This is a genomic window from Kosakonia arachidis (genome assembly GCF_900116535.1).
Classification (GTDB): Bacteria; Pseudomonadota; Gammaproteobacteria; order Enterobacterales; family Enterobacteriaceae; genus Kosakonia; species Kosakonia arachidis.
Genome location: NZ_FPAU01000008.1, coordinates 1 through 23,072, shown reverse-complemented (window position 1 = coordinate 23,072; position 23,072 = coordinate 1). Strand labels below are relative to the sequence as shown.

30 protein-coding genes are annotated in these 23,072 nt (G+C 53.9%); 25 read left to right on the top strand and 5 right to left on the bottom strand.

What is annotated here, in order from left to right:
- Window positions 1–28: 28 nt before the first annotated feature.
- Both BM427_RS21490 and BM427_RS21485 read right to left on the bottom strand, forming a co-directional pair.
- On the bottom strand, window positions 29–247 hold the full coding sequence (locus BM427_RS21490; RefSeq protein ID WP_090125624.1) for a YheU family protein: 219 nt from the start codon (window positions 245–247) through the stop codon (window positions 29–31).
- Entirely contained in the window at window positions 244–1,263 is a 1,020-nt protein-coding gene (locus BM427_RS21485) for a hydrolase (RefSeq protein ID WP_090125621.1), read from the bottom strand. Before BM427_RS21485 ends, BM427_RS21490 begins: the two co-directional genes overlap by 4 nt.
- A 166-nt stretch (window positions 1,264–1,429) precedes the next feature.
- Between BM427_RS21485 and BM427_RS26155 the strand changes: the two genes are divergently transcribed.
- From BM427_RS26155 to mdcH, 12 genes are all read left to right on the top strand, one after another.
- A complete protein-coding gene (locus tag BM427_RS26155; RefSeq protein WP_244316540.1) occupies window positions 1,430–1,630 on the top strand; it encodes a hypothetical protein in 201 nt (66 codons plus the stop codon).
- Window positions 1,605–1,814 (top strand): toxic anion resistance protein, encoded by a 210-nt coding sequence (locus BM427_RS26150; protein ID WP_244316541.1) that lies wholly within the window; start codon window positions 1,605–1,607, stop codon window positions 1,812–1,814. Before BM427_RS26155 ends, BM427_RS26150 begins: the two co-directional genes overlap by 26 nt.
- The gene (locus BM427_RS25550; RefSeq protein ID WP_139234444.1) at window positions 1,811–2,023 is read left to right on the top strand and encodes a hypothetical protein; all 213 of its coding nucleotides are present in this window, start codon (window positions 1,811–1,813) and stop codon (window positions 2,021–2,023) included. Before BM427_RS26150 ends, BM427_RS25550 begins: the two co-directional genes overlap by 4 nt.
- Before the next feature lies 1 nt (window position 2,024).
- Window positions 2,025–2,237, top strand: coding sequence for a hypothetical protein (locus BM427_RS21475; RefSeq protein WP_090125618.1), 213 nt, complete (start codon window positions 2,025–2,027; stop codon window positions 2,235–2,237).
- Between the two features lie 245 nt (window positions 2,238–2,482).
- On the top strand, window positions 2,483–4,138 hold the full coding sequence (mdcA, locus tag BM427_RS21465) for a malonate decarboxylase subunit alpha (RefSeq protein WP_090125615.1): 1,656 nt from the start codon (window positions 2,483–2,485) through the stop codon (window positions 4,136–4,138).
- Window positions 4,138–4,995 (top strand): triphosphoribosyl-dephospho-CoA synthase, encoded by an 858-nt coding sequence (locus tag BM427_RS21460; RefSeq protein ID WP_090125612.1) that lies wholly within the window; start codon window positions 4,138–4,140, stop codon window positions 4,993–4,995. Before mdcA ends, BM427_RS21460 begins: the two co-directional genes overlap by 1 nt.
- A 9-nt stretch (window positions 4,996–5,004) precedes the next feature.
- Complete coding sequence (mdcC, locus tag BM427_RS21455) at window positions 5,005–5,304, top strand: malonate decarboxylase acyl carrier protein (protein WP_090125609.1); 300 nt, start codon at window positions 5,005–5,007, stop codon at window positions 5,302–5,304.
- The gene (locus BM427_RS21450) at window positions 5,297–6,133 is read left to right on the top strand and encodes a biotin-independent malonate decarboxylase subunit beta (protein WP_090125606.1); all 837 of its coding nucleotides are present in this window, start codon (window positions 5,297–5,299) and stop codon (window positions 6,131–6,133) included. Before mdcC ends, BM427_RS21450 begins: the two co-directional genes overlap by 8 nt.
- Entirely contained in the window at window positions 6,130–6,930 is an 801-nt protein-coding gene (gene mdcE / locus BM427_RS21445; protein WP_090125603.1) for a biotin-independent malonate decarboxylase subunit gamma, read from the top strand. Before BM427_RS21450 ends, mdcE begins: the two co-directional genes overlap by 4 nt.
- Before the next feature lie 127 nt (window positions 6,931–7,057).
- Window positions 7,058–8,017, top strand: a complete 960-nt coding sequence (locus BM427_RS21440; protein ID WP_090125600.1) for an AEC family transporter — start codon at window positions 7,058–7,060, stop codon at window positions 8,015–8,017.
- A gap of 2 nt (window positions 8,018–8,019) precedes the next feature.
- Window positions 8,020–8,637, top strand: coding sequence for a malonate decarboxylase holo-ACP synthase (locus BM427_RS21435; protein ID WP_090125597.1), 618 nt, complete (start codon window positions 8,020–8,022; stop codon window positions 8,635–8,637).
- Window positions 8,637–9,533, top strand: coding sequence for a malonate decarboxylase subunit epsilon (gene mdcH / locus BM427_RS21430; protein WP_090125596.1), 897 nt, complete (start codon window positions 8,637–8,639; stop codon window positions 9,531–9,533). Before BM427_RS21435 ends, mdcH begins: the two co-directional genes overlap by 1 nt.
- A gap of 64 nt (window positions 9,534–9,597) precedes the next feature.
- Here the strand turns inward: mdcH and BM427_RS21425 are convergent, their stop codons facing one another.
- Both BM427_RS21425 and BM427_RS21420 read right to left on the bottom strand, forming a co-directional pair.
- Entirely contained in the window at window positions 9,598–10,530 is a 933-nt protein-coding gene (locus BM427_RS21425; RefSeq protein ID WP_090125592.1) for a LysR family transcriptional regulator, read from the bottom strand.
- 27 nt (window positions 10,531–10,557) lie between these two features.
- Window positions 10,558–12,462, bottom strand: coding sequence for an ABC transporter ATP-binding protein (locus BM427_RS21420; RefSeq protein WP_090125588.1), 1,905 nt, complete (start codon window positions 12,460–12,462; stop codon window positions 10,558–10,560).
- 178 nt (window positions 12,463–12,640) lie between these two features.
- Between BM427_RS21420 and kefG the strand changes: the two genes are divergently transcribed.
- The 4 genes from kefG (at window position 12,641) to slyD (ending at window position 15,890) form a co-directional block, all read left to right on the top strand.
- On the top strand, window positions 12,641–13,192 hold the full coding sequence (gene kefG / locus BM427_RS21415) for a glutathione-regulated potassium-efflux system ancillary protein KefG (protein ID WP_007369792.1): 552 nt from the start codon (window positions 12,641–12,643) through the stop codon (window positions 13,190–13,192).
- Window positions 13,192–14,997 carry a glutathione-regulated potassium-efflux system protein KefB gene (gene kefB, locus BM427_RS21410; RefSeq protein ID WP_090125582.1) on the top strand — a complete coding sequence of 602 codons (1,806 nt, stop codon included), beginning with the start codon at window positions 13,192–13,194 and terminating at the stop codon, window positions 14,995–14,997. Before kefG ends, kefB begins: the two co-directional genes overlap by 1 nt.
- A gap of 10 nt (window positions 14,998–15,007) precedes the next feature.
- Window positions 15,008–15,208 carry a YheV family putative zinc ribbon protein gene (locus tag BM427_RS21405; protein ID WP_007369794.1) on the top strand — a complete coding sequence of 67 codons (201 nt, stop codon included), beginning with the start codon at window positions 15,008–15,010 and terminating at the stop codon, window positions 15,206–15,208.
- A 94-nt stretch (window positions 15,209–15,302) separates the two neighbouring features.
- The gene (slyD, locus tag BM427_RS21400) at window positions 15,303–15,890 is read left to right on the top strand and encodes a peptidylprolyl isomerase (protein ID WP_090125580.1); all 588 of its coding nucleotides are present in this window, start codon (window positions 15,303–15,305) and stop codon (window positions 15,888–15,890) included.
- A gap of 164 nt (window positions 15,891–16,054) precedes the next feature.
- Here the strand turns inward: slyD and BM427_RS21395 are convergent, their stop codons facing one another.
- The gene (locus tag BM427_RS21395) at window positions 16,055–16,273 is read right to left on the bottom strand and encodes a protein SlyX (RefSeq protein WP_043956324.1); all 219 of its coding nucleotides are present in this window, start codon (window positions 16,271–16,273) and stop codon (window positions 16,055–16,057) included.
- Between the two features lie 238 nt (window positions 16,274–16,511).
- Between BM427_RS21395 and fkpA the strand changes: the two genes are divergently transcribed.
- The 9 genes from fkpA to BM427_RS21350 all read left to right on the top strand — a co-directional run.
- The gene (gene fkpA, locus BM427_RS21390) at window positions 16,512–17,402 is read left to right on the top strand and encodes an FKBP-type peptidyl-prolyl cis-trans isomerase (protein ID WP_090125577.1); all 891 of its coding nucleotides are present in this window, start codon (window positions 16,512–16,514) and stop codon (window positions 17,400–17,402) included.
- Between the two features lie 150 nt (window positions 17,403–17,552).
- On the top strand, window positions 17,553–18,275 hold the full coding sequence (locus BM427_RS21385; protein WP_090125574.1) for a helix-turn-helix transcriptional regulator: 723 nt from the start codon (window positions 17,553–17,555) through the stop codon (window positions 18,273–18,275).
- Window positions 18,275–18,661, top strand: a complete 387-nt coding sequence (gene tusD, locus BM427_RS21380; protein ID WP_090125571.1) for a sulfurtransferase complex subunit TusD — start codon at window positions 18,275–18,277, stop codon at window positions 18,659–18,661. Before BM427_RS21385 ends, tusD begins: the two co-directional genes overlap by 1 nt.
- Window positions 18,661–19,020 carry a sulfurtransferase complex subunit TusC gene (gene tusC / locus BM427_RS21375; RefSeq protein ID WP_090125568.1) on the top strand — a complete coding sequence of 120 codons (360 nt, stop codon included), beginning with the start codon at window positions 18,661–18,663 and terminating at the stop codon, window positions 19,018–19,020. Before tusD ends, tusC begins: the two co-directional genes overlap by 1 nt.
- A gap of 7 nt (window positions 19,021–19,027) precedes the next feature.
- Window positions 19,028–19,315 (top strand): sulfurtransferase complex subunit TusB, encoded by a 288-nt coding sequence (tusB, locus tag BM427_RS21370; protein WP_090125564.1) that lies wholly within the window; start codon window positions 19,028–19,030, stop codon window positions 19,313–19,315.
- A 124-nt stretch (window positions 19,316–19,439) separates the two neighbouring features.
- Complete coding sequence (rpsL, locus tag BM427_RS21365) at window positions 19,440–19,814, top strand: 30S ribosomal protein S12 (RefSeq protein WP_003023654.1); 375 nt, start codon at window positions 19,440–19,442, stop codon at window positions 19,812–19,814.
- A gap of 97 nt (window positions 19,815–19,911) precedes the next feature.
- On the top strand, window positions 19,912–20,382 hold the full coding sequence (gene rpsG, locus BM427_RS21360; protein WP_090125561.1) for a 30S ribosomal protein S7: 471 nt from the start codon (window positions 19,912–19,914) through the stop codon (window positions 20,380–20,382).
- A gap of 98 nt (window positions 20,383–20,480) precedes the next feature.
- On the top strand, window positions 20,481–22,595 hold the full coding sequence (gene fusA, locus BM427_RS21355) for an elongation factor G (protein ID WP_090125558.1): 2,115 nt from the start codon (window positions 20,481–20,483) through the stop codon (window positions 22,593–22,595).
- A gap of 70 nt (window positions 22,596–22,665) precedes the next feature.
- On the top strand, window positions 22,666–23,072 hold a 407-nt coding region (locus BM427_RS21350), incomplete at its 3' end, for a GTP-binding protein (RefSeq protein WP_139234443.1).

Genomic DNA, 23,072 nt, shown 5'->3' with positions numbered 1-23,072 from the left:
GCAGTATAGTCAGCCGCCCTCTACCCGGTTAATCGTGGAACTGCCCCCGCGGCATAATATTTACCGTCTCGTGCAGCTCGGACCACACCAGTACAGCCTCGCCGTGTTGCAGTTGACGTTTAACGTCAGCGACCTTTTGTTCTAGCGAACGCTCATGTTCACCATAATCGGTGCCTTCGCGCAAGACAAAGCTCTCAATCAGATTGTTCAGCGTATCGGTGTCAATCTCTTGCCAGGGAATAATCATGATGTTCTCAGCCAGGTGGAAAGCCAGTCCGGAATGCGCTTTTCCAGCCACATTTCTGGTCGGCGCAGCGTACCGCCGACAAACCCGACATGGCCGCCGTGTTCTGTCAGTTGGTACTCAATATTTGCCGGTAAATGGACGGCATCCGGGATGACGTTGTGATCCATAAACGGATCGTCTTTGGCGTGAATGATCAGCGTCGGTTTGCGGATCAACGGCAACTGCGGCATGGCGCTACAGCGGCGATAGTAATCCAGCGCATCAGCAAAGCCGTGGATTTTGGCGGTGATCAGATCGTCAAACTCGCGGATACGCCGCACTTTCCGCAGCGCTGGCAGCGTTGTCGGCAGCGAGCCGGGGTAGGCCCTTAATTTGCGTGCGGCGTTCGCTTTCAGCAAATTCAGCAGGTAACGTTGATAAAAGCGGGAAAAACCTTTTTCCATATGATAGCTGCACGCTTCCAGCATCAATGGCGCAGAGACGATCACGGCTGCATCAACGGGAAGGGAATCATCAGCTTTTGCCAGCAGACAGCCGAGCATATTGCCGCCCAGCGAATAACCTACCGCTGCGGTCGGCGCCGGGCCGAAGGTTTCTGGCAGCCAGCGTAAAAACCACGTGCCATCTTCGGTTTCGCCAGAGTGATAGATGCGGTTCAGGCGGTTGGGAATGCCACTACACCCGCGAAAATGCATTACCACGCCCAGCCAGCCGCGCTCTTTTGCTGCATGAATCAGACCATGCGCATACGGGCTGTGCAGACTACCTTCCAGGCCGTGAAACACGACCAGACGCGGTTTGTGTTTTGCCTGTCCGGGCTCTTCGCTCCAGGCGAGATCGACGAAGTCTCCGTCCGGCAGCTCCAGACGCTGCCACCAGGGATCAAACTGTAAGCGGCGGCGTAGAATGCGAGGCAGCATCGTTTGTAGATGCGGATTCCGCGCACCCGGCATCGGATGAAAATTGTGCGAATCTTCCTGATTTTCAAGAATATTTGCAGGTGTAATATCTGCCATCGTGTTACATCATCTCAATAAACTGACGTTTATTATACTTGCGAATATTTAAGCTGTTTAATACTTTGCTGCTGTTGTACCGTTCTATTCTCTACGGACAGCCTTATAACGATTTAATAAATCAGCAATTTCATTCCATTATTGCTGTCCGCTTTTTACTCATTGGATGACGGAAAATACCTCGCTTGACCTGGCGGCACCACAGCAACTCAATCAGGCAATGAACGACTTACCCGGCAGTGAAAATTTAACCCCAGCCGAGCAAACGCAAATCCAGAATATTGTTGAAGAAATTAATATTAACGATCCGGTGTTCTCGCTGTCCTTTGGTGCCAAAAACCATGAACAGCATCTCGCAATTTTCTGAGTCGCTGATGCAGGAGGTCCGGGCGAAAGACGCTGGCGTGGTTGGCGCACAGCTGAGTGATCTCCTGATGAAAATCAAACAGGTAGATATCAGCGCCTTCGAGCAAAAACCGGGTTTCCTCGCTTCACTACCTCTATTGGAATCGCTGTCTGGTATCTGTTTTTATGGTTCTCGGTCACGTTGAGGTATGGCTCAATCTATGAATTCACCGCACATCCTGTTTACCTGACGCTGAAAGTTAGCGCCCGCAGGCAACAGGCACAGTTGGCAATGCTTGCCGAAGCGGAAAGAGAGAAAGAAAAGCGTGCTGATTCGGATAAAGTGCTAGTGCAACGGATATCTCGTCTGGAACAAATCAGCGATCTGCCCGGACCGCTACTTGCCGGGTGTTGAAATGATCGTGACGCAGGGGCAGTCCCTTTCAAAGCAGTTGATAGACGATGAGTTGCGCCAAAAGACGACAGAAGATCAACTGGATATGTTGATCCGTTTAAGGAGTGCTTTTCATCAGCAACACCAGGCGCTGCTGGAAAACGACACGGACGATTTTGATTCAGAGCTTAGAACCCTGGATAAACTTCTTAAAACAGACGGCTATGTGAAATAAAAGCGCGCCTGCACTCGCAATAGCGTGGGGCAGGCCTTTTTCTTTTGTCGTACACACTCTCATCCCCCGCGCCATAATACTTTTCTTACCCGGTTAAACTGATCCACATCACAGATTGTTTCGTTGATTATTACTCTCAGGCTAATGATTTTATCGCCTCCTTAATTGATGCCTTTCTCAGCAAAGTGCACACTGAGTTTAGTGTTAAGCAAGTCAAAATGATGAGCTGAATCAGGAGGTTAATAATGTTATCTGGGCAAACGCCAGCACAGGTATGGAACACGCGGCGCAGCGAGAAACAGCGTCGTCTGGCGTCCATTCCCGTGCAAGGCAAGGTACTGCCGACCGGCGACCTTGTCGCCATGCTGGAAAAACTGATCGCCCCAGGCGACCGTGTTGTTCTCGAAGGGAACAACCAAAAGCAGGCGGATTTTCTCTCCCGCTCGCTGGCTGAAGTCAATCCGCAGAAAGTGCACGACCTGCATATGATTATGCCGAGCGTCGGCCGTAGCGAACATCTTGATATCTTCGAAAAAGGCATTGCCCGCAAGCTCGATTTTTCCTTCTCCGGTACGCAGAGCTTGCGTATTTCGCAGCTACTGGAGGATGGCCTTCTGGAAATCGGCGCCATCCACACTTATATCGAACTTTATTCCCGTCTGTACGTTGACCTGTGCCCGAACGTGGCGCTGATCGCCGGTTACAAAGCCGACCGTAAAGGTAATCTCTACACTGGCCCCAGCACCGAAGATACGCCAGCGCTGGTGGAAGCTGCCGCTTTTCGCGATGGTATTGTTATTGCCCAGGTCAATGAACTGGTGGATGAAGAATGCGATCTGCCGCGCGTCGATATCCCTGGCTCGTGGATTGATTACGTGGTGGTGGCGGATAAACCGTTCTTTATCGAACCGTTATTTACCCGCGATCCGCGTCTGATCAAGCAAGAACATATTCTGATGGCGATGATGGCGATAAAAGGCATCTACGCAGAACATCAGGTGCAGTCGCTGAACCATGGTATCGGTTTCAATACAGCGGCGATTGAACTGCTGCTGCCAACCTACGGCGAACAACTCGGCCTGAAAGGTAAAATCTGTAAACACTGGACGCTGAACCCGCATCCGACGCTGATCCCGGCGATTGAGAGCGGTTGGGTGGAAAGCGTGCACTGCTTCGGCGGCGAGCTGGGGATGGAGGAGTATATCCGCGCTCGTCCAGATGTGTTCTTCACCGGTTCTGACGGTTCAATGCGTTCCAACCGGGCATTCTGCCAGTTAGCAGGCCAGTACGCGGTGGATATGTTTATCGGCTCCACTTTGCAGGTTGATGGCCTGGCGAACTCCTCCACGGTTACCCGCGGTCGTCTCTCCGGCTTCGGCGGCGCGCCAAATATGGGACATGACCCGCACGGTCGTCGCCATGCAACGCCAGCCTGGCTGAACATGATCACCGAACCGGATCCGATGCAACGCGGTAAAAAATTGGTCGTGCAGATGGTCGAAACCTTCCAGGCAGGGGCGAAACCGACCTTTGTCGAGAAACTCGACGCTGTTGAAGTGGCGAAAACCTCCGGCATGCCGCTGGCACCCGTCATGATCTATGGCGATGACGTGACTCACGTGCTGACCGAAGAGGGGATTGCTTACCTCTATCGTGCGGAAAGTATCGAAGAACGTCGCGCAATGGTAGCGGCGGTGGCCGGTATCACCGATATCGGTCTGGGTGTTGACGCCAAACGCGTGGCGCAACTTCGTCAGAGCGGCAAAGTGGTTTACCCGGAAGATATGGGCATTCGTCGTACCGACGCTACCCGTTCGTTGCTGGCAGCCAGCAGCGTGGCGGACCTGGTGGAATGGTCCGGCGGCCTTTACAACCCACCTGCGAAATTCCGGAGCTGGTAATGAAACTTCTGCCACGGATTGAAGCTGAAGGCGGTGCCGATTGGCTGGCGCGAGCTGCCACACAGAGTCTGATTGACGAAGCACGATTAAGCCCCAAGCCCGGTCTGGTGGACAGTCGGGGGAACGGCGCGCACCACGATTTAACGCTTGAACTGATGGAGCGTTCCGCGCACAGCCTGACCCCCACGTTTCAGGCGCTGGCGCAACAGAGCTGGTTACGGCCAGTGGATGTGGCGCTCAGACAAACCATCGGGCGTTTGGGCCGCGAAGGCGAGCAGCAGATGATGGCGGCAACTGGTGGCGTGAATACACACCGTGGCGCGATTTGGGCTCTGGGGCTGCTGGTCAGCGCTGTGGCCATGCTCGGCGGCAGCGGTTCGGCTGAGGCGATTACCGCCACTGCTGCAAAGTTGGCGCAACTGCCGGACGAGGCAGCGCCGAAAGTGTTCAGTAAAGGGCTGCGTGCCACCCACCGCTACAGGGTACCGGGCGCGCGCGAAGAAGCGCAGCAGGCGTTTCCGCACATCATGAGGTTGGCACTGCCGCAGTTGCAGCAAAGCCGCCAGCGCGGCGGCAGTGAAACTGCCGCACGGCTGGATGCGTTGATGGCGATCATGACCTCGCTCAGCGACACCTGTGTTTTATCGCGCTCCGGTCTGGACGGGCTGGAGACGATGCACGAAGGTGCACGGAATGTGTTGCGGGCAGGCGGAGTTGGCCATCCGCACGGCTGGCAAGCACTGGCTGACCTCGACAGGAAAATGCTGGCGCTGAACGCTTCACCCGGCGGCGCGGCGGATTTACTGGCCGCCACACTGTTTCTCGATCGCCTGACCACGCCTAATTTAGCGAATTAAGAGGAAGTTATGGAACATATCACGATCACTGTGCCTGCCGGCCGCGTATTGCGCGGTAAAGCACTGGCAGGCGTTGTGGGCTCCGGGGATATGGAGGTGTTATTCACCGCCAACCAGGGGCAGACACTGACAATCGACATCACCACCTCCGTGGACAACAGCCGTGGACGTTGGGAAGCGCTGTTCACCCGTCTGGGACTGGTCAGCACGCTGCCCGCCGGTCAGCTTGTGATTCACGATTTCGGCGCGACGCCCGGTGTGGCGCGCATCCGTATCGAACAGGTATTCGAAGAGGTGAGCTATGCGTGACGATCGCAGTTTTATCGAACTCAAAGCACGTCAGCGCGCGCAGGCGCTGCTGGATGAAGGCAGCTACCGCGAACTGTTGGATCCGTTCGAGGGCATTATCTCTCCGTGGTTAGGGCCGCAAGGCATTGTTCCGCAGGCGGATGACGGCATGGTTGTCGCTAAAGGCACCATCAATGGTCAACCGGCTGTCGTCGTGGCAATTGAAGGCGCGTTCCAGGGCGGTAGCATGGGCGAAGTTTCCGGCGCGAAAATGGCAGCGGCACTGGAACTGGCGGCAGAAGATAATCGCAAAGGGATCCCGACACAGGCAGTTCTGTGCCTTGAAACAGGTGGCGTACGTTTGCAAGAGGCCAACCTCGGCCTGGCGGCGATTGCCGATATTCATGCGGCGATCGTTGACCTGCGTCGCTATACCCCGGTAGTGGGCATTGTTGCCGGTACGGTGGGCTGCTTTGGCGGGATGTCCATCGCCGCTGCGCTGTGCAGCTATTTGATTGTTACCCGCGAAGCGCGTCTCGGTCTGAACGGTCCACAGGTGATTGAGCAGGAAGCGGGGATTGAAGAGTACGACTCTCGCGACCGTCCGTTTATCTGGAGCATGACCGGCGGCGAAGTACGTTATCGCAGCGGGCTGGTAGATGCGCTGGTCGGCGACGGTGTGAACGCAGTGAAAAACGCGATGAATGAGGCTATTGCCAAAGGCGTTCCGGCGAAACACCGCACCGATAACTACGACGATTATCTGCAACGTCTGACCCGATTCGACACCCGTAAACAAGCGGATGCAGAACAGATCAATGCGTTGTTTACCGGGGAGGATAAAGCATGAGTACGACAGTCAGCCGTGGTGCCTTATGGCTGGAAAAACTGGCACCGAATGCACAACGTATGAGCGGGCTATGCCCGTCCGTACAAGCTGCTGATGGTCAGGTGAACGGTGAAGCGGTGCGTTTTATCGCCGTGGTGCCGGATGCCAACAACCACTATCCACGCGCCGCGAAAGGCGAGGTCGGTTTGCTGGAAGGCTGGACGTTGGCGAAAGTAGTCAGCGAAACGGTCGCTGCCGATGCTAACAGCAGCGTGAAACGCCCGATCATCGCGGTGATTGACGTGCCAAGCCAGGCTTACGGCCGTCGCGAAGAGGCATTTGGTATTCACCAGGCGCTGGCTGGCGCAGCTGCGGCGTATGCCAATGCGCGTCTGGCGGGCCACCCAGTGATTGGTCTGATCGTCGGTAAAGCGATGTCCGGGGCGTTTCTGGCCCACGGCTACCAGGCCAACCGCCTGATCGCCTTTAACGATTCTGGTGTGCTGATCCACGCGATGGGTAAAGACTCTGCGGCACGTATTACGCTGCGTACTGTAGAAGCGTTGGAAAAACTGGCTGCGACTATTCCGCCGATGGCGTACGACATTAGCAACTATGCCACGCTGGGACTGCTGTCGGATCTGCTTAACATCAGCAATCCTGATGCGCCTTCAGAAAGCGATCTGACGCAGGTGAAGAGCACTCTGCAACAGGCAATCAAAGATGCTCGTCAGGACACCACGTTGAAAAACCGTCTGGGTGCTGACAACCGCCGTAGCTCCGCTCTTGTGCGCGAACGCATGAAAGCAAGCTGGTAAGTAAAAAGAAACCTGCCAGATAGCAACCCGTGGGCGCCTATGCCGCGTCCACGCGGCATTCTGCATCTGAAAATAATAATAACCATCGTGCTATTTCTCTTTTTTCTTAAAGGCTTATAGGTGATCTATGACTTATGTAATTGTTCATGCCCTCGCACCCATTTTTGTCATCATGCTGTTGGGTTTCTGGGCAGGGAAGGCCAAAATGGTCGACAACAAGAACGTTTCCCTGCTGAATATCTTCGTAATGGACTTTGCTCTGCCCGCCGCGCTGTTTAGCGCGACCGTACAAACGCCGTGGGCCGGTATCATCGCCCAGTCGCCGCTGATTGTGGTGCTGGTTCTCGCTATGTGGATCACCTACGCGGCTATCTACTCACTGGCGGTCTCTGTCTTCAAAAAATCGCCACAGGATGCTGCAGTATTGACCCTGACAGTCGCGTTACCGAACTACGCGGCGCTGGGTCTGCCGATCCTCGGTAGCGTACTGGGCGAAGGGTCTGCAACGTCTCTTTCCGTCGCGGTTTCCATTGCTTGCGGTTCGGTACTGATGACGCCGTTCTGCCTGCTGATCCTCGAACGTGAGAAAGCACGTGCAGAAGGCGGTAACACAGGTTCCACGCTGGCAATGCTGCCGGTGCTGATGTGGCGTTCGGTGAAAAAACCGATTGTCTGGGGCCCGCTGTTGGGGGTTGTGCTTTCAGCGTTTGGTCTCAAAATGCCGGAACTGCTGCTGTCTTCCATCAAACCGCTTGGCCTGTCAGCAACCGCTGCGGCGCTGTTCCTGACCGGTGTGATCCTCTCTGCGCGTAAGCTTGCCATCAACACAATGGTTATTTCCGCTACTATCACCAAACTGCTGATCCAGCCTGCTATCGCCTGGGGGATTGTGCTGGTGCTTGGCCTGCATGGCTCTGTAGCTATCACTGCGATCCTGATGATTGCACTGGCGGCGGGTTTCTTCGGTGTGGTATTTGGTAACCGCTTTGGCGTGCAGTCGCCGGATGCGGAAGCGGTACTGCTGTTAAGTTCCGTGCTGTGTATCCTGTCGTTGCCGCTGTTTATCTCGCTGACTTCAGGAATGTAATCATGACAACAACATTACGCCCGCACGACCTTCTCTGGCTTGGCGCACGCGATGCGCTGGAAGGGGTCACGGAACCCTGGGTCGATGAAGTGTGGCACGCTGGTTTACCGGTGGTGGTGCGGCGTGATGTTGTTCAGGATGGTCGAATCCCCGTTGGCGTGCGCGGTTTACGACGCAATCAGCGCGCCGCGGGATGGGTGAGGCCAGAGCGCATTACCCGCATTGTTTCACCAGAACAGCTTGTTGCTTCTCAGGCACTGCTTCGTTCCCCCTTTATTTCTCAACCGCCAGTTCAACTGGCTTCGCAATTGGCGCAGCAGAATTGGTCGTGGATATGGGGCGTGACAGGTAGCACCGGCTACGCGCTGGCGACGGGCATTCCGGTTATCCATGCGGCCAGCGATCTTGACTTGCTGATCCGCGCTCCGCAGCCGCTTTCCACCGGTGAACTTTCCCGCTGGCAACAGCAACTGAGCGGTGGGCTGTGTCGGGCGGATACCCAGCTTGAGACGCCGAATGGCGCCTTTGCGTTGGCTGAGTGGATACGCGATGGGCGGGCAATGCTGAAAACCAATCATGGGCCGCAGTTGGTCAGCGATCCGTGGTACAGGGAGGCGTAATGAAAATTGTGTTTACTTTTCCGGGGCAGGGGACGCAGCGTCCTGGTATGTTGCAGGGGCTGCCAGGCACGGAACTGGCGCAAGCGCGTGAAGTATTAGGCGCGGAAGTGGATTCACTCGATACGCCGCAGGCGTTAGAACATACGCGAGCTGTACAACTGGCGCTGCTGATTTCCGGTGTTGCCTGGGCGCGGGAACTACAGCGCCGAGGCATGACAGTGGATATCACCTGTGGATTATCGATTGGCGCATTTCCCGCCGCAGTGGTGGCAGGAGCGCTTGATTTCCACGATGCTTTGCAGCTTGTCGCGCTACGCGGCGACTTGATGGAGCAGGCCTGGCCGCATGGATACGGGCTGACCGCGATTATGGGGCTGACGCTGCCTGTCGTGGAAACGCTACTTGAAGGGAGCGGGGCATATATCGCCAACTTAAACGCAGAAACGCAGATTGTTATCGCCGGTAGTGATGATGCGATGGCGCGGGTCGCGCAGCGTGCGCTGGCCAAAGGCGCAAGCAAAGCACAGCGTCTGGCGGTTAGCGTGCCTTCACATTGTGAACTGCTGGCAGAACCAGCGGAAAAACTGGCGCAGGCTTTTACCCACGTCACGCTGAACCGTCCGCAATGCGCTTATTTAAGCGGCAGTACTGGTCGTGTGCTATGGCAGCCGGAAAAAATTGCTGATGATTTGGCGCGTAATATGGCGCGCACCGTACGCTGGCAGGAGGCGATGGTTGCTGCAAATGAACGCGACGGCAGGTTGGCTATTGAAATGCCGCCGGGCGGTATTCTGACCTGTCTGACGCGCCAGGCGGCGTGGAACGGTGAATGCATTTCACTGGAGAGAAGCGGTGTGGATGTTGCGCTGCATCTTGCTAAGCGGCTGCGGGAGTAAGTTTGCTTGCGCCGATGGCGCGGATCTGTAGGATGGATAAGGTGCAGTCGCCATCCAGCTAAGATCAGGCGCTATCCCCCAGACTGCGGGCGTACATTCGCCCTTCGGCGGCCAGCGCCAGTAAATTGGGATCGCGCTCGCGGTTGCGGGCAAAGACAATGGCGATCAACTGCTGCATCTGATACGGCTCAGCGAGACGCAGCAACTGCAGGGAGCTTTCGTATACCTTTTTCATTCTTCCCGGCATCAGGGAAAACCCCACGCCCGCCTGCACCAGGCTGAGCATGGAAAAGATATCGTTAACGCGGGTAACGATTTCCGGCTCGAACCCGGCAATATGAAACGCCTCCTGAAACCCGGCGTAAGTGGCGAACCCTTCGGCCAGCGAGACAAATTTTTGCGTACGATAATCGCGCAGATCGGCAAAGTCGTTGCTTTTTAGCTTGGCGCTGGCTGGCGCAGCAAGAAAGATATCGTCATGGAACAGCGGCAGCATTTCGAAATTATTGTGGTCGAGTTCGCTACCGGAGATTGAGATGAGGATTGCATCAAGTGTCCCCTCTTCCAGCATATGCAGAAGCGCCTCGTTTGACCCCATTGTCAAATCCATTTCCAGATCCGGACGGCGCAACTTCATGCCCATTATCAACCTCGGCACGGTTTCCAGCGTCAGCGAGTAAAGTGTACCAACGCGTAAACGGCCCTGACCGACGCCCGCCGTTTTCCTTGCTTCATCCAGCCCGCGTTCCATCAACTGCATGACTTCCTGGCAATATTCCATAAGCGTCCAGGCGGCAGGTAGTGGGATCAGGTTGCGCCCTTTATGCACGAACAGCGGGCAACGCACATTTTCTTCCAGCGTGTGCAGCGCGCGATGCACGCTGACGCCGCTCAGGTTAAGGGTTTCAGCTGCGCGGGCGATATTTCCCTTTTCCATAAAAGTCATGAAAATTCGCAGCTTGCGAAATGTAATGTCGTTGGTGATATCCAGATTCATAACTCTCTTGTCCGCTGTTATCGCCAGTTATTCTCCTTGCAGTATCGCTTCCAACTGCTCGTGCGCTTCAAGCCATGCCATTTCACACTCTTCCAGACCGGCTTTCGCCGTCGCCTGTTGTTGCAGGCAGGAGGTTAGCTCAGCTTTACGGCTTTGATCGTACAACCCGCTGTCGCCGAGCTTCTCTTCGGCTTGCGCTAACTTTGCATTGAGCTTTTCCATCTCTTTTTCCAGCCTGGCGATTTCTTTGCGCAGCGGCTGGGTCTGCGTGCGCAGTTCCGCTTCGCGGCGTTTTTGATCTTTGCGTGCCTGAGCGCTGTTGCCGTTATCTTTTGCGGCTTCCGCAGGCTGACTTTCCTGCTTCTGCACGTCGCTCAACCATTGCTGATAATCTTCCAGATCGCCTTCAAACGGCTCCACTTTGCCGTCGTGCACCAGATAGAGATCGTCAGTGGTAGAGCGCAACAAGTGACGATCGTGCGAGACAACCACCAGCGCGCCTTCGAATTCGATCAACGCTTCGGTCAGCGCCTGGCGCATATCGAGATCCAGGTGGTTGGTCGGTTCATCGAGCAGTAATAAGTTCGGACGCTGCCAGACGATCAGCGCCAGTACTAGCCGCGCTTTTTCGCCGCCTGAGAAGCGTTCCGTTACCTCGGTAACCTTGTCGCCCTGAAAACCGAAACCGCCGAGATAATCGCGTAGCTTCTGCTCCAGTTCCTGCGAAGCCAGGCGCGCCATGTGTTGCAGCGGCGACTCATCGGCACGTAAAAACTCCAACTGATGCTGGGCGAAATAACCCAGCTTGATGCCTTTCGCCAGGCCGATTTCACCGCTTTGTGGGGCCAGTTCTCCGGCTAACATTTTGATCAGCGTCGATTTACCCGCGCCGTTGCGCCCCAGCAGTCCAATACGCGAACCGGGCACCAGGTTAAGCTTAATGGCATTCAGAATGGTGCGATCGCCATAGCCTGCGCTCACTTTTTCCATTTTCAATAACGGGTTCGGCAAGCTTTCTGGCGCGCGGAAGCTAAAATGGAACGGATTATCAACGTGCGCTGGCGAAATCAGCTCCATACGCTCAAGCATTTTGATACGGCTCTGCGCCTGCTTGGCTTTGCTGGCTTTCGCTTTGAAGCGATCAATAAAGCTTTGCAGGTGCGCCACGCGCTGCTGCTGGCTTTCGTAAGTGGCTTGCTGCTGGGCGAGACGCGTTGCACGCTGGCGCTCGAACGAACTGTAGTTACCGGTATATTCGAACAGGCTTTGCTGTTCAATATGCAGAATTTTGTCGACCACCGGATCGAGGAAATCGCGGTCGTGTGAGATCAGGATTAGTGTGCCCTGATAGCTCTTCAACCACTTCTCAAGCCAGATCACCGCGTCCAGATCCAGGTGGTTCGTCGGTTCATCGAGCAGCAGTAAATCTGAACGGCAAATCAGCGCCTGTGCGAGGTTCAGACGCATACGCCAGCCGCCGGAGAAGTCACTCACCGGACGATCGAGTTGCTCGTTGGTAAAGCCCAGCCCATGCAGCAGGCTGGAAGCGCGGGAACGGATAGTCCAGGCATCAATGGCATCGAGTTTGCCGTGTACCGTGGCGATGGCATGGCCATCGTTGCGTTCGTTGGCGCTGTTCAGTTCGGCTTCCAGTTTGCGATATTCACGATCACCGTCTATCACATAATTTATCGCCGCCTCGCTCAAGGCCGGAGTTTCCTGATTCACCCACGCCAGTAGCCAGGTACCTGGAAACGTGACGCTGCCACCATCGGCGCTCATCTCGTTTTTCAGCAGCGACAGCAGCGTTGATTTGCCGCAGCCGTTTTTACCCACCAGACCGACTTTCTGGCCCGGGTTAATGGTGGCCGTGGCGTTATCCAGCAGGACACGCACACCGCGACGAATTTGTAACGAGGAGAAAACAATCATAAGGCGCCGTATGTTCAGACTATGTTAATTTGTCATTATGATAATGTAAGGTTACGGCTATATGCCGTACCGGGGCCGCAATGGTAGCCCAAAATGAAGGCGATAGACAAAATCATTCTGGGCAGGCAAAAGTGGCTGCGCCGGAAGCATAACAGGTACGACACCCGGGAGGGGAATGATGTCGCAGACAGCCAAAGTGTTGCTGCTGTATGCCCATCCGGAATCTCAGGACTCGGTGGCTAATCGGGTTTTGCTTAAACCGGCAATGCAGCTCCAAAACGTCACGGTGCACGATCTCTACGCGCGCTATCCTGATTTCTTTATCGATATTCCTCGTGAACAGGCGTTGCTGCGCGAGCACGATGTGATCGTCTTCCAGCACCCGTTGTATACCTACAGTTGTCCGGCATTGCTCAAAGAGTGGTTGGATCGCGTGTTAAGCCGCGGTTTTGCCAGCGGTATTGGCGGGAATCAACTGGCGGGAAAGTACTGGCGTAGCGTGGTCACCACCGGTGAGCCGGAAGCGGCTTACCGTCATGATGGCCTGAATCGCTACTCTATGAATGACATTCTGCGCCCGTTTGAGCTGACCGCCGCCATGTGCCGTATGCACTGGCTTAGCCCGATCATTGTTTATTGGGCGCGCAGACAGCCGCCGCAGGAACTGGCGAATCATGCCAAAGCTTACGGCGACTGGCTGGCATCGCCGCTACCACCAGGAGGCCGCTGATGGAAGGTTCCGCGCTTTTACTGGCAGGTGTGCTGTTTCTCTTCGCTGCTGTCGTCGCTGTACCGCTTGCCGCCCGGCTTGGCATTGGAGCTGTGCTGGGTTATTTGCTGGCGGGCATAGCCATTGGCCCGTGGGGACTGGGATTTATCAGCGACGTTGACGAAATCCTTCATTTCTCCGAGTTGGGCGTGGTGTTCCTGATGTTTATCATCGGGCTGGAGCTAAATCCGGCCAAGCTTTGGGAGCTGCGGCGCTCAATTTTCGGTGTCGGTGCCGCACAGGTGCTGCTCAGCGCGGCAATTCTGGCCGGACTGCTGATGTTGACGCAATTCGCCTGGCAGGCCGCCGTGGTTGGCGGTATCGGCCTGGCGATGTCATCGACGGCGATGGCGCTGCAACTGATGCGTAATAAAGGCATGAATCGCAGCGAATCCGGGCAACTGGGTTTTTCCGTGCTGCTGTTTCAGGATCTGGCGGTGATCCCGGCGCTGGCACTGGTGCCGCTACTGGCGGGAAATGGCGGCGATCACCTTGACTGGATGAAAGTCGGCATGAAGGTGCTGGCCTTTGCTGGCATGCTGGTAGGTGGGCGTTACCTGCTGCGCCCGGTGTTTCGCTTTATTGCCGGTTCAGGCGTACGCGAAGTTTTTACCGCAGCAACATTATTGCTGGTGCTCGGTTCGGCGATGTTTATGGATGCGCTGGGACTGTCGATGGCATTAGGTACCTTTATTGCCGGGGTACTTCTGGCAGAGAGTGAATATCGCCATGAACTGGAAATCGCTATCGAGCCGTTTAAAGGTTTACTGCTCGGTCTGTTCTTTATTTCTGTCGGTATGGCGCTGAATATAGGCGTGCTTTACACCCACTTGTTATGGGTGGTGATGAGCGTAGCGGTGCTGGTGGCTATCAAAACACTGGTGCTGTACGTGCTAGCTCGTGTGTATGGGCTGCGCAGTTCGGAGCGGATGCAGTTTGCCGGTGTGCTTAGCCAGGGGGGAGAGTTTGCATTTGTGCTCTTTTCTTCTGCCTCGTCCCAGCGCTTGTTTCAGCAAGATCAGATGGCGCTGTTGCTGGTGACTGTCACCCTGTCGATGATGACCACTCCATTGCTGATGCGCGGCATCGATAAGCTGCTCTCATGGCGCTTTAACAAGCCGGAAGATGAAGATGAAGCGCCGTGGGTGGAAGATGACAAACCGCAGGTGATTGTGGTGGGGTTTGGTCGCTTTGGTCAGGTTATTGGCCGCTTGCTAATGGCGAACAAGATGCGCATTACCGTGCTGGAACGGGATATCAGCGTCGTTAACCTGATGCGTAAGTACGGTTATAAAGTTTATTACGGCGATGCGACACAGGTGGAACTGCTGCGCTCAGCGGGCGCGGAATCAGCGCAATCTATCGTCATTACCTGCAACGATCCGCTGGATACGATGAAACTGGTGGAAATCTGTCAGCAACATTTCCCGCATCTGGCCATTTTGGCGCGGGCGCGGGGACGTGTGGAAGCGCATGAGTTGCTGCTGGCTGGCGTGACGCAGTTTTCCCGCGAAACCTTCTCCAGTGCGCTGGAGTTGGGGCGCAAGGCCCTTATTTCGCTGGGTATGCATCCTCACCAGGCGCAGCGCGCGCAACTGCATTTTAAACGGCTGGATATGCGTATGCTACGTGAACTGATGCCGGTGCATTCCGATACGCTACAAATTTCCCGCGTACGCGAAGCGCGGCGAGAGTTGGAGGAGATTTTCCAGCGTGAAATGCAACAAGAGCGTCGCCAACTGGACGGCTGGGATGAGTTTGAATAAGGGGATTCGAATGGCTGTACGTAAACGTTTTATTGCCGGGGCGGTTTGTCCATCATGCCAGGCGAAGGATTCGCTGGCGATGTGGCGTGAAAATAATGTTGATATTGTTGAGTGTGTTAAATGCGGACACCAGATGCGTGAAGCCGATAAAGAGGCCCGCGATCATGTTCGCAAAGATGAGCAAGTTATTGGTATTTTTCATCCGGACTAGCCATATCAGGCAGCTTTTTTTAAGCTAAAGAGTACACGGGTGCAGAATTCCGCTACAATCTGCGCCAGTAATTTTCCCACGCTCAGGAGATATCATGAAAGTAGCAAAAGACCTGGTGGTCAGCCTGGCTTACCAGGTACGTACAGAAGACGGTGTGTTGGTTGATGAGTCTCCGGTGAGTGCGCCGCTGGACTACCTGCATGGTCACGGTTCCCTGATCTCTGGTCTGGAAAACGCGCTTGACGGGCACGAAGTCGGCGATAAATTCGATGTGGCTGTTGGCGCGAATGACGCTTACGGTCAGTACGATGAAAACCTGGTACAGCGCGTACCGAAAGACGTCTTTATGGGCGTTGACGAACTGCAGGTTGGCATGCGCTTCCTGGCAGAAACCGACCAGGGGCCGGTGCCGGTAGAAATTACCGAAGTTGAAGACGACCACGTTGTGGTTGATGGCAACCACATGCTGGCTGGCCAGAACTTGAAATTTAATGTTGAAGTTGTCGCGATCCGCGAAGCGACTGAAGAAGAGTTGGCTCATGGTCACGTTCACGGTGCGCATGATCACGACCATGATCACGACCATGACCACGACGGCTGCTGCGGTGGTCACGGCCACGATCATGGTCACGACCATGGTAAAGGTGGTTGCGGTGGTAACGGCGGCTGCGGTTGTCACTAATAAATCCCGTCGTCTTTCGCACTGCAGGTGCGTTGGCTTCACTTTCAAACCCCGGTTACATAGTTTTCTATGCTCCCGGGGATTTTCAAGTTTGCTGCCTGCCTGCAACGCGAAATACTTAGGGATTTATGCACTGAGCGGGGAACCCCGCTTTTTTTACGCCACTAATAATGGGGCGGCGGAGTTTCTTCTGACGGCGACGCCATATGGGAAGGCTGGCTGGCTTTGAGCTTTTCTGCCATCAGTCGCAGGTGCTCTCGCAGCTTTGCCATCTCCAGTTCGTGGGCGATAACTGTCTGGTTTAACTCTTCGATTGTTATCTCCTGAAAAGCCAGTTTACTTTCCAGCTCAGCCAGTCGCGCTTCTGTTGTTAGCTCTTGCATTCTTCACCTCGGGCCTGCTTCCGGCTCAAATTTCATAAATCGTGCGAATTTTACTGAAGTTTGTCATGCGGTACAGTATTAAGTCAGAAAATCAGAAACTAATTTAAACAAAAATAGTCTGAAAACAGGTGAATTAGGGTAGTGTCCTTATGTTGATTTCTACCGCAACGCTTTATAGTACGCTTCTTACTTTTATGTTTAACCCTGGGGCGAGATGCCCCGGCCCCTGGAGAAATGGATGAAATCACTGTTTAAAGTCACGCTGCTGGCGACCACAATGGCCGTAGCCCTTCATGCACCGATCTCTTTCGCTGCAGAGACGGCGAAGAAAGAGACTGCTACAGCAGCTGACAGTAAAGCGGCATTTAAAAATGACGACCAGAAATCTGCTTATGCGCTGGGAGCGTCTCTGGGCCGCTACATGGAAAATTCCTTGAAAGAGCAGGAAAAACTGGGTATCAAACTGGACAAAGCCCAGTTGATCGCTGGCGTCCAGGACGCGTTTGCTGATAAGAGCAAACTGAGCGATCAGGAAATTGAACAAACGCTGCAAGCGTTCGAGACCCGCGTGAAAACTGCCGCGCAAGAACGTATGGAGAAAGACGCTGCTGACAACGAAGCGAAAGGTAAAACCTTCCGTGACACTTTCGCCAAAGAGAAAGGTGTGAAAACGTCTGATAGCGGCCTGCTGTACAAAGTCGAAAAAGAAGGGACGGGTGATGCGCCGAAAGACAGCGACACTGTCGTTGTAAACTACAAAGGTACACTGATTGACGGTAAAGAGTTCGATAACTCTTATACCCGTGGCGAACCGCTCTCCTTCCGCCTCGATGGTGTGATCCCTGGCTGGACTGAAGGCCTGAAAAATATCAAGAAAGGCGGCAAAATCAAGCTGGTTATCCCGCCGGCTCTGGCTTACGGTAAAACTGGCGTTCCGGGGATCCCGGCTAACTCCACTCTGGTGTTTGATGTAGAGCTGCTTGATATCAAACCGGCTCCGAAATCTGACGCCGCTACGCCAAAAGCGGATGCTGCCGCGCCAGATGCGGCTCCAGCCGCTACGGATGCGGCTCCAGCCGCCACAGATCAACCTGCTGATGCGAAGGCTGCCGATACTGGCACCAAGTAACAGTGTGAAAAAACGCCGCCTTCGGGCGGCGTTTTTTTTTGTAGTAAGGATATAATCTTAACGTACGATGTATTAGTTTATATCCCCTATGAATACTGAGCCTGCCCTGAAAAGTTAACGACAGGTTCCTGAAAAGGAGTGTTTTTTTTCATGTCCAGGTCGCTATTAACCAACGAAACCAGTGAGCTTGATTTACTGGATCAACGTCCTTTCGATCAGACCGACTTCGATATCCTTAAATCTTACGAGGCGGTGGTGGACGGGTTAGCGATGCTCATTGGTTCACACTGCGAAATCGTTCTGCACTCCCTGCAAGACCTGAAATGTTCCGCTATCCGCATTGCGAATGGCGAACACACAGGACGTAAAATTGGCTCGCCGATTACCGACCTTGCCCTGCGCATGCTGCACGATATGACCGGTGCCGACAGTAGCGTCTCCAAATGCTACTTCACGCGCGCGAAAAGCGGCGTGCTGATGAAATCAGTGACTATCGCTATCCGTAACCGCGATCACCGGGTGATTGGCCTGCTGTGCATCAACATGAACCTTGATGTGCCGTTCTCGCAAATCATGAATACCTTTATTCCGCCGGAAACCCCGGATGTTGGCTCGGCCGTAAACTTTGCATCCTCGGTAGAAGATCTGGTGATGCAAACACTGGAGTTCACCATCGAAGAGGTTAATGCCGATCGCAACGTTTCCAATAATGCTAAGAATCGCCAGATTGTGCTGAACCTTTATGAGAAAGGCATTTTCGACATTAAAGATGCGATTAATCAGGTAGCCGATCGCCTGAATATCTCGAAACATACCGTTTACCTGTATATCCGTCAGTTTAAAAGCGGTGATTTTTCCGTACAGGATCGTTAATGCGTTTTGCCCTGATGGTCACCGGCCCGGCGTACGGCACGCAGCAGGCGAGTAGCGCTTATCAATTTGCGCTGGCGTTGCTGGAAGCCGGACATACGCTGAGCAGTGTCTTCTTCTATCGCGAAGGTGTGCATAACGCGAATGCGCTTACGGCGCCTGCCAGCGATGAGTTTGACCTTGTGCGCGCCTGGCAGCGCTTGCATGATGAACAGCAGGTTGCATTGCATATCTGTGTCGCAGCCGCCCTGCGTCGTGGCGTGGTTGATGAGAATGAAGCCCGACGTTTAGTGTTACCCGCAGCTAATCTACAGGTGGGCTTTTCACTCACAGGACTGGGGGCGCTGGCCGAAGCCGCTATTTCCTGCGATCGGGTGGTGCAGTTTTGATGAAGCGTATTGCATTTGTCTTTACTTCTGCGCCGCACGGTTCATCCTCCGGGCGTGAAGGCCTGGATGCCTTACTTGCAGCCTCGGCATTCACCGACGAGATTGGCGTGTTTTTTATCGGCGATGGCGTTTTTCAGCTGCTAGCCGGGCAGCAGCCAGATGCGATTCTGGCGCGCGATTACATCGCCACCTTTAAAGTCCTTCCTTTGTATGACATCGACCAGTGTTGGCTGTGCGCGGCCTCGCTACGCGAACGCGGTCTCGGCGAGGAGACGGATTTCGTTTTACCTGCGCAACCGCTGGAGCCGAAAGATCTGCGCGAACAGCTCGATGAGTACACCGTCGTACTGACGTTTTGAGGCGCCTATGCTGCATACTCTGTCCCACTCTCCCTGGCAATGCGATATGACGGCGCTGTTGCGCATACTTAGCCCTGGCGATGATGTACTGCTGTTATCGGATGGCGTCACGGCAGCGCTGGAAGGCAGTCGTTATATTGCTTTATTGCTAAATGCCCCCATAACCATTCATGTGTTAAATGATGATGTGCAAGCACGTGGATTGAGTGGTCAAATTTCGAGCAGTGTTGTCAGGGTTGGCTATACTGATTTCGTTAGCCTGACGGTAAAACACGCCGTTCAGATGTATTGGTAATGTGGGATCGCTGTATATTTCTTGACACCCTTTCAGCACAGCCATAAAATTCTGCGTCCTCATATTATATGAGGCCGTTTTATTACGTGTTTACGAAGCAAAAGCTAAAACCAGGAGCTATTTAATGGCAACAGTTAACCAGCTGGTACGCAAACCACGCGCACGCAAAGTTGCAAAAAGCAACGTGCCTGCGCTGGAAGCCTGCCCGCAAAAACGTGGTGTATGTACTCGCGTATATACTACCACCCCGAAAAAACCGAACTCCGCACTGCGTAAAGTATGCCGTGTTCGTTTAACTAACGGTTTCGAAGTGACTTCCTACATTGGTGGTGAAGGTCACAACCTGCAGGAACACTCCGTGATCCTGATCCGTGGCGGTCGTGTTAAAGACCTCCCGGGTGTTCGTTACCACACTGTTCGTGGCGCGCTCGACTGCTCTGGTGTTAAAGACCGTAAGCAGTCTCGCTCCAAGTACGGCGTGAAGCGTCCGAAGGCTTAATGGTTCTCCGTTAAGTAAGGCCAAACTGTTTTAACTTTAATGTCAAACTAAACTCTTAGAGTTTTGGACAATCCTGAATTAACAACGGAGTATTTCCATGCCACGTCGTCGCGTTATTGGTCAGCGTAAAATTCTGCCGGATCCTAAGTTCGGATCAGAACTGTTGGCTAAATTTGTAAATATCCTGATGGTAGATGGTAAAAAATCTACTGCAGAAACAATCGTATACAGCGCGCTGGAGACCCTGGCTCAGCGTTCTGGTAAAAATGAACTGGAAGCTTTCGAAGTAGCTCTCGAAAACGTGCGCCCGACTGTTGAAGTTAAGTCTCGCCGCGTTGGTGGTTCTACTTATCAGGTTCCGGTTGAAGTTCGTCCGGTTCGTCGTAATGCCCTGGCAATGCGTTGGATCGTTGAAGCTGCTCGTAAACGCGGTGATAAATCCATGGCTCTGCGCCTGGCGAACGAACTTTCTGATGCTGCGGACAACAAAGGTACCGCAGTTAAGAAACGTGAAGACGTTCACCGTATGGCCGAAGCCAACAAGGCGTTCGCACACTACCGTTGGTAATCCCTTCGGAGTTTTAGTCACCAGGCGGGCGCTTCCAGTAAGTCGCCCGCCGTTTGGCAACTTAAATCTGAGCGCCTAAGAGACAAACGAGGAATCAAATGGCTCGTACAACACCCATCGCACGTTACCGTAACATCGGTATCAGTGCGCACATCGACGCCGGTAAAACCACGACTACCGAACGTATTCTGTTCTACACCGGTGTAAACCACAAAATCGGTGAAGTTCATGACGGCGCCGCAACCATGGACTGGATGGAGCAGGAGCAGGAGCGTGGTATTACCATTACCTCCGCAGCAACTACTGCGTTCTGGTCTGGTATGGCGAAGCAGTATGAACCGCATCGCGTAAACATCATCGACACCCCGGGGCACGTTGACTTCACTATCGAAGTAGAACGTTCCATGCGTGTTCTTGACGGTGCGGTAATGGTTTACTGCGCAGTTGGTGGTGTTCAGCCGCAGTCTGAAACCGTATGGCGTCAGGCTAACAAATATAAAGTTCCGCGCATCGCGTTCGTTAACAAAATGGACCGTATGGGCGCTAACTTCCTGAAAGTTGTTGGTCAGATCAAAACCCGTCTGGGCGCGAATCCGGTTCCGCTGCAGCTGGCAATTGGTGCTGAAGAAAGTTTCACCGGTGTTGTTGACCTGGTGAAAATGAAAGCCATCAACTGGAACGATGCGGACCAGGGCGTAACCTTCGAATACGAAGATATCCCGGCAGAGATGCAGGATCTGGCTGACGAATGGCACCAGAATCTGATCGAGTCCGCTGCTGAAGCTTCTGAAGAGCTGATGGAGAAATACCTGGGTGGTGAAGAACTGACTGAAGCGGAAATCAAATCTGCTCTGCGTCAACGCGTTCTGAACAACGAAATCATCCTGGTAACCTGTGGCTCTGCGTTCAAGAACAAAGGTGTTCAGGCGATGCTGGATGCGGTAGTTGACTACCTGCCGTCCCCGACTGATGTACCTGCGATCAACGGTATCCTGGATGATGGTAAAGATACTCCGGCTGAGCGTCATGCAAGTGATGAAGAGCCGTTCTCTGCACTGGCGTTCAAAATCGCTACCGACCCGTTTGTTGGTAACCTGACCTTCTTCCGTGTGTACTCCGGTGTAGTTAACTCTGGCGATACCATTCTGAACTCCGTGAAAGCTGCACGTGAGCGTTTCGGTCGTATCGTTCAGATGCACGCTAACAAACGTGAAGAGATCAAAGAAGTTCGCGCGGGTGATATCGCTGCTGCTATCGGTCTGAAAGACGTGACCACTGGTGACACCCTGTGTGACCCGGATCACCCGATTATTCTGGAGCGTATGGAATTCCCTGAGCCGGTAATCTCCATCGCGGTAGAACCGAAAACCAAAGCTGACCAGGAAAAAATGGGTCTGGCTCTGGGCCGTCTGGCGAAAGAAGACCCGTCATTCCGCGTATGGACTGACGAAGAATCTAACCAGACCATTATCGCCGGTATGGGTGAACTGCACCTCGATATCATCGTTGACCGTATGAAACGTGAATTCAACGTTGAAGCGAACGTCGGTAAACCTCAGGTTGCTTACCGCGAAGCGATTCGTGCGAAAGTTACCGATATCGAAGGTAAACACGCTAAACAGTCTGGTGGTCGTGGTCAATACGGTCATGTTGTTATCGACATGTACCCGCTTGAGCCGGGCTCTAACCCGAAAGGCTACGAGTTCATCAACGACATCAAAGGTGGTGTAATTCCTGGCGAATACATCCCTGCCGTTGATAAAGGTATCCAGGAACAGCTGAAATCTGGTCCGCTGGCGGGTTACCCGGTAGTTGATCTTGGCGTGCGTCTGCACTTCGGTTCTTACCACGACGTTGACTCCTCTGAACTGGCGTTTAAACTGGCTGCGTCTATTGCCTTTAAAGATGGCTTTAAGAAAGCGAAACCAGTTCTGCTTGAGCCGATCATGAAGGTTGAAGTAGAGACTCCGGAAGAGAACACCGGTGACGTAATCGGTGACCTTAGTCGTCGTCGCGGCATGCTGCGCGGTCAGGAATCTGAAGTTACTGGCGTTAAGATCCATGCTGAAGTTCCGCTATCTGAAATGTTCGGATATGCAACTCAGCTGCGTTCTCTGACCAAAGGTCGTGCGTCATATACTATGGAATTCCTGAAGTATGATGATGCGCCGAACAACGTTGCTCAGGCCGTTATTGAAGCCCGTGGCAAATAAGCCGCAGGGTTAAAACCAAAGTCCCGTGCTCTCTCCAAAGAGGGAGAGCACTATAGTAAGGAATAAAGCCGTGTCTAAAGAAAAATTTGAACGTACAAAACCGCACGTCAACGTCGGTACTATCGGCCACGTTGACCATGGTAAAACTACTCTGACTGCTGCAATCACTACCGTTCTGGCAAAAACCTACGGTGGTTCTGCTCGCGCATTCGACCAGATCGATAACGCGCCGGAAGAAAAAGCTCGTGGTATCACCATCAACACATCTCACGTTGAATATGACACCCCGAGTCGCCACTACGCGCACGTAGACTGCCCGGGGCACGCCGACTATGTTAAAAACATGATCACCGGTGCTGCGCAGATGGATGGCGCGATCCTGGTTGTTGCTGCGACTGACGGCCCGATGCCGCAGACCCGTGAGCACATCCTGCTGGGTCGTCAGGTAGGCGTTCCGTACATCATCGTGTTCCTGAA